Origin of the sequence: Novosphingobium piscinae (assembly GCF_014230355.1) — a bacterium.
Taxonomy (GTDB): domain Bacteria; phylum Pseudomonadota; class Alphaproteobacteria; order Sphingomonadales; family Sphingomonadaceae; genus Novosphingobium; species Novosphingobium piscinae.
This window is the reverse complement of record NZ_JACLAX010000044.1, coordinates 1-1,847: the sequence shown is the minus strand read 5'-3', so window position 1 is coordinate 1,847 and position 1,847 is coordinate 1. Positions and strand designations below refer to the sequence as shown.

Sequence of the window (1,847 nt, the reverse complement as noted above, 5' to 3'; positions counted from 1 at the left end):
AGAGAAAAGCCCCGCGTTTTGCGGGGCTTTTCGGTTTGGCCTGGGGTGTGTGTCAGAGCTTTTCGGTGAGCTCGGGGACGATGGCGAAGAGGTCGCCGACGAGTCCGATGTCGGCGACCTGGAAGATGGGTGCGTCCTCGTCCTTGTTGATGGCGACGATGGTCTTGGAGTCCTTCATGCCGGCGAGGTGCTGGATGGCGCCGGAGATGCCGACCGCGACGTAGACCTCGGGGGCGACGATCTTGCCGGTCTGGCCGACCTGGTAGTCGTTGGGGACGTAGCCGGCATCGACCGCGGCGCGGCTGGCGCCGACGCCGGCGCCGAGCTTGTCGGCGAGCGGGAAGATCAGGTCCTGGAAGGTCTGGGCATCCTTGAGCGCGCGGCCGCCCGAGACGATCACCTTGGCGCTGCCCAGCTCGGGCCGCTCGCTCTTGGCGATCTCGGCGCCGACGAAGCTGGAGAGGCCCGCATCGCCGGTGGCGGCGGCGGCCGTGACGGGCGCGCTGCCGCCGCTGGCCGCGGCCTTGGCGAAGGCGGTGCCGCGCACGGTCAGGACCAGCTTGGCGTCGGTGCTCTCGACCGTGGCGATGGCGTTGCCGGCATAGGTCGGGCGGGTGAAGGTCCTGGGCCCCTCGATCGAGAGGACCTCGGAGACCTGCATCACGTCGAGCAGCGCGGCGACGCGCGGAGCGATGTTCTTGCCGTGGCTGGTGGCGGGGGCGACGAAGGCGTCGTAATCCGCCATCAGGGCGACGATCAGCGGCGCGACGTTCTCGGCCAGCGCGTTGGCATAGGCCGCGTCATCGGCCTTGAGCACCCCGGCCACCCCGGCGATCTGCGCGGCGGCGGCAGCCGCCCCGTCGCAGCCCGCGCCGGCGACCAGCGCGGTCACCTCGCCCAGCTGGCCGGCGGCGGTCACCGCGGCGAGGGTGGCGTCCTTGACCGAGGCATTGTCGTGTTCGACCCAGACGAGCGTCTTCATCAGGCGACTCCCATTTCCTTGAGCTTGGCGACCAGCGTATCGACATCGGGGACCTTGATCCCGGCCGAGCGCACCGGCGGCTCGCTGACCTTGAGCGTCTTGAGCCGCGGCGCCACGTCGACCCCGTAGTCGGCCGGGCTCTTCACCGCGAGCGGCTTGGACTTGGCCTTCATGATGTTGGGCAGCGAGGCATAGCGCGGCTCGTTGAGCCTGAGGTCGGTGGTGACGATCGCCGGCAGCGCCAGGCGCACCGTCTCGAGCCCGCCGTCGACCTCGCGGGTGACCACCACGGCATCGCCCTCGACGCTCACCGCCGAGGCGAAGGTGCCCTGCGGCCGCCCGAGCAGGGCCGCCAGCATCTGCCCGACCTGGTTCGAATCATCGTCGATCGCCTGCTTGCCGCAGATCACCAGACCCGGCGCCTCCTCGGCGGCCACGGCCTTGAGGATCTTGGCCACGGCCAGCGGCTCCACCTCGGTCCCGTCCTCGACCTGCACCAGCACCGCCCGGTCCGCGCCCATCGCCAGCGCCGTGCGCAGCGTCTCCTGCGCCTTGGCCGGACCCACCGAGACCGCGACGATCTCCGAGGCCGCGCCCTTCTCCTTCAGGCGGATCGCCTCCTCGACCGCGATCTCGTCAAACGGGTTCATGCTCATCTTGACGTTCGCCAGGTCAACCCCGCTCCCGTCCGCCTTCACCCGCGGCTTCACGTTGTAATCGATCACCCGCTTCACGGGCACCAGGATCTTCATCGTGGCTCGCCTTTCCTCTTGCCCCAAACGCACCCGCAACCAGCACAGACCCGTTTAGTCGATCAGTTAAATCATCCCCAACGCCCTTCGCCCCACCTCAGCACAAGGTCAAG

At 69.2% G+C, this 1,847-nt stretch carries 2 protein-coding genes; both read right to left on the bottom strand.

Annotation, left to right across the window (positions count from 1 at the left end; translation table 11 throughout):
• Positions 1-52: 52 nt before the first annotated feature.
• The gene (locus H7F53_RS17545; RefSeq protein ID WP_185680808.1) at positions 53-982 is read right to left on the bottom strand and encodes an electron transfer flavoprotein subunit alpha/FixB family protein; all 930 of its coding nucleotides are present in this window, start codon (positions 980-982) and stop codon (positions 53-55) included.
• On the bottom strand, positions 982-1,734 hold the full coding sequence (locus H7F53_RS17540) for an electron transfer flavoprotein subunit beta/FixA family protein (RefSeq protein WP_185680807.1): 753 nt from the start codon (positions 1,732-1,734) through the stop codon (positions 982-984). The genes H7F53_RS17545 and H7F53_RS17540 overlap by 1 nt, the downstream gene beginning before the upstream one ends.
• Positions 1,735-1,847 lie beyond the last annotated feature (113 nt).